The 3,153-nt window shown below is 38.3% G+C and carries 3 protein-coding genes; all 3 read right to left on the bottom strand.

Annotation, left to right across the window (positions count from 1 at the left end; translation table 11 throughout):
• Positions 1 to 225: 225 nt before the first annotated feature.
• The gene (locus OXPF_RS00530) at positions 226 to 1,026 is read right to left on the bottom strand and encodes an ExeA family protein (RefSeq protein ID WP_054873267.1); all 801 of its coding nucleotides are present in this window, start codon (positions 1,024 to 1,026) and stop codon (positions 226 to 228) included.
• Complete coding sequence (locus OXPF_RS00535; RefSeq protein WP_054873268.1) at positions 1,019 to 2,371, bottom strand: IS481 family transposase; 1,353 nt, start codon at positions 2,369 to 2,371, stop codon at positions 1,019 to 1,021. The genes OXPF_RS00530 and OXPF_RS00535 overlap by 8 nt, the downstream gene beginning before the upstream one ends.
• Positions 2,372 to 2,484: 113 nt before the next feature.
• Positions 2,485 to 3,141, bottom strand: coding sequence for a DUF6431 domain-containing protein (locus OXPF_RS23565; protein ID WP_054873269.1), 657 nt, complete (start codon positions 3,139 to 3,141; stop codon positions 2,485 to 2,487).
• Positions 3,142 to 3,153: the final 12 nt, after the last annotated feature.

Raw genomic sequence — 3,153 nt, forward strand, 5'->3', positions numbered from 1 at the left:
TGTCAATTTTCAAAATAAACTAGGAAGTTTTTCTCACATTGTAATCGGAAGTAAAGGTCCACTTTTATCAAATTAAAATAGACGTACAAAATTAAATTAGGAAATTTCTCAATTTGTACTGGGAATAGCTTAAGAATGCTGATTCTATTGCTATTGCGGACCTTGAGAAAATATGATATAAATAAAGCACCTTGAATATTTTGCTACTCAAAGTGCTTTAGCTTTTTATGCTCCAAGCTCAATGTTTGCTTGAAAAATAGCCTCTTCGTCCACGGAATCGGCTCTTTTAGCGGCAGAATACATAAGCGCTGCAGTAGTGATATTGTTGATTGCCCTTGGAGCTCCTCCGGATATATTGTAAATAGCCAGAGCTGCTTCAGGGGTAAATATTTCTCTAGAGCACCCTGCAATCTTTAGCCTGCTGGTCAAATATTCTCTGCATTCTTCTTGTGTAAGCCCTTGCATTGAATATCTCATAATAATCCGCTGTTTTAGCGGGTAACTGCTGGTTAGCATCAGCTTGTTCCGTATTTGAGGCTGTCCCGATAGTATTAAAACAAAAGGATTGGCAGAATCCATCTTAAAATTGAACAGTATTCTTAAATCATCAAGTATTGCACTGGACGCCATATGCACTTCATCCACAATAAATACCGGCGTAATTCTTTGTTCGTAGTAGAGTGAATTTATGGCCGACTGTATTTCAAAGAACATGTCCACTTTCCTGTATTTCTTTGTAGTTCCAAGCATAGCGCAGAGGCCTTGATAAAAATCCTTTACAGTTAAAGTTGTAAGCGGAAGATAACATACCTTGTAAAGTGATTTGTTGGCATTTTCGGCGAACTTTCTTAAACAGGTAGATTTACCGGTACCTGGCTCACCAACGATAAGGCCAATCCCCCTATTGTCCAGCATGTATCTTAATCGCTGTTCCAGCTCGTTTAAATCACTGCTCTTAAACAGCTTCTCTGTTTCAATTTCCTTGTCGAAAGGATTGAAAGTAAGTCCATAGAACTGTTTAAACATTCTCTGTACCTCCTTGGGCTAAATCTGCAAATGAAATTGTATTTTTAGGGGTGGCCAAACTATTCTCTGATGGATGTGATATATCTTTTGTTTCTGCAGCAGCCTTCTTTCGATTCCCAGGAAATCGGCGCTGCACATGAGCATTATCATAGAATCGTATCCTTTTTGCTTCTCCGATGCGTTTCCCATCCTCGTACAACTGCAGATTCTTTGTTTGATCTAAAAGCCATTCAGGTTCATAACGAACCTCAAGGCGTTTTCCTGCAAGGCATGGCTCTGTTTCAAATAAAATATTTTCTACCTGTATAGTTGCATCATGACATACCTTGCGGCTGATCCTTAATAAGAAGTTTTCGTTAAATTGATTCCTATCAGTTACCAGCTTTACTCTGTCGATATTATCAATAAAGCATTGATGCGGGGTTTTGCCGTTTAGAGCCGAATGCTCTTTTTTCTGATAGTCACTGTCAAGCCATTTTTCATATGCTTCATTCAATGACTCAAGACTGTTAAGTTCTTTCGGGGAAAGATTGCTTAGAAACCTCATACGTACGGTATTAAAGTATCGTTCGATTTTTCCGCGGCCCTTTGGGACATATGGCTGCGAATGCAGAAGTGTGCAGCCCAATCCTGCACATATATATTCAAGTTGCTGGCTGCGGTATATTTTCCCGTTATCTGTATAGATAAGGCGGGGTATTCCGTTTTTTAACATGGCTTCCTTAAGGCAGATGCGTAACGTTTCAAAATTCTGCTCATAAAAGAATTTTGAGTACATAATCAGCCTTGTGGCATCATCGATAAATGCATGAAGGTATGTCTGCTGCTTCTTTTTACCTACCTGTATATAAGGTCCGTACATCACATCTCCCTGCCACATTTCTCCCGGATACTGATAAGAGAAACGAAGGCTTTCTCCGGACTCTTCTTTTGATGGAAGTACCGTATCTGCTATGTATCGGTATACACTGGACCTTGACAACTCTAAAGGATTAATAATCTTTTCTGATATTAGTCTGTCATACAATATTGTCACCGGCATTTTAGGATTTTTTACACGGTACTCTTTAATTTTATCTCCCAGTTCTGAAGATATCTTCCGGCTTTTTCCTCTATCACTTCTGAATCCCGGCATTAACCCGTCAAGCCCATACCGATGATAGTCATAAAGCCACCCCTCAAAGGTTTTGTAGTTATAAACCTTTGTACCAAGGTACGGCATATCAACAGGATTCTTTGATAATTCCTGAAAGTATTCCCTGTTGTTTTTTACATTGCCGCTAAGCACCGGGCTTATGATGGAAAACCGTCTCAGTGCTATTGCCTGTCTTGCTTTTTCATCCATAGTTATTGTATTTCCCCTTCCTTTATTTGTATCAAGGATAGGTTAATACATAACTATGCTTCTTGGAACTGGGTAAGCTCTGTTGATGAGATTTTCATGACTATTTATCGCTTTTATGATATCATTTGAACAGGAGCCAAAATGCTTTTGCCTGTGACATTGAAAAAATTCCATGACAAATATTGTGGGGACACTGCATGTATTTTTTCTAAAAGACTTTTGGCAAACAACCGGCTGGCCATTGCATCTTCATTTGCGATCATGTCTTGGTCAGTCAGGTTTAAATAATACTGGATTAAGCTGCGATTTAAAAATATACGGTTAATATAGTATCTGAAGTGACGACGGTTAAAGCCGTCCTTTTTTCTTTTAAACCATTCAACATATTTTCTAAGAGATTGCCTTCTTTTGAAATATCCATTTAAAAATGCCAGTATATATGGAAAGGCATATTGAAAATATGGGACTAGAAAGCTTGGGAGAAAAGAAACTGTGCGGCCGCAGCAGGGGCAAATATACCTGCGTATACATATGTAACCGCTATATTTATATGTGATAATGTATCTTTTGTAAAAGCCGTGTTTTTTCATTCTTACAGGCATTTGGCAATCTTCAAACATGCATCGTAAAGGTGCCTCTGGAAACAGCTCCCCATTTGCTTCTCGAAAGGCTTTAGGCTTTGAGTTACATAAAAAAATATTCTGCATGGATTTATTACCCCCATGCAGAATTTTATCATATTTCAAATATATTTTAATTAGAAAATCCATTTCTCAAATTCC

The organism is Oxobacter pfennigii, from assembly GCF_001317355.1.
In the GTDB taxonomy this organism is placed as follows: domain Bacteria; phylum Bacillota; class Clostridia; order Clostridiales; family Oxobacteraceae; genus Oxobacter; species Oxobacter pfennigii.

Bases quoted from the DNA above. Each gene is read 5' to 3' on its own strand.
- OXPF_RS00530 (WP_054873267.1), bottom strand. From the start codon at position 1,026: ATGTTTAAACAGTTCTATGGACTTACTTTCAATCCTTTCGACAAGGAA.
- OXPF_RS00535 (WP_054873268.1), bottom strand. From the start codon at position 2,371: ATGGATGAAAAAGCAAGACAGGCAATAGCACTGAGACGGTTTTCCATC.
- OXPF_RS23565 (WP_054873269.1), bottom strand. From the start codon at position 3,141: ATGGATTTTCTAATTAAAATATATTTGAAATATGATAAAATTCTGCAT.